The sequence below is a fragment of the Streptomyces tateyamensis genome (genome assembly GCF_003205575.1).
GTDB lineage: Bacteria > Actinomycetota > Actinomycetes > Streptomycetales > Streptomycetaceae > Kitasatospora > Kitasatospora tateyamensis.
Genome location: NZ_PYBW01000264.1, coordinates 1 through 382 on the forward strand (window position 1 = coordinate 1; position 382 = coordinate 382).

At 73.8% G+C, this 382-nt stretch carries 1 protein-coding gene; it reads right to left on the bottom strand.

The features are described from left to right. Nucleotides 1–43: 43 nt before the first annotated feature. Nucleotides 44–262, bottom strand: a complete 219-nt coding sequence (locus tag C7C46_RS37635; protein ID WP_342775466.1) for a substrate-binding domain-containing protein — start codon at nt 260–262, stop codon at nt 44–46. Nucleotides 263–382: the final 120 nt, after the last annotated feature.

The window sequence follows — 382 nt, forward strand, 5'->3', positions numbered from 1 at the left end:
GCTGGCTGCTGCGCGGACCGAACGCATTCGCGTCCGACGGAGGTCAGCGGCCGAGCCTGGCGCTGCTGGCTCTGACGATCAGCTCGGGAGCGACGACGGCCACCTGGTGGGCGCCGTCGACCCCGGCGGCTTGCGGGTCGGGGAACTGGACGCGGCGCAGGAGCAGTTCGAGACCGCAGCGGCCGAGTTCCCCGAAGTGCTGGCGGACGGTGGTGAGCGGCGGGGGGAGGAAAGCGGCCGCGGGGATGGCGTCGAAACCCACGACGCGCACGTCCTCCGGCACAAGCCGCCCCGTTTCGGTGCAGGGCCCGCACGACCCCGCGGGCCATGTGGTCGTTGGCGCCGAAGACCGCGGGCACCCGCGGGTCGTCGACCAGTCGAC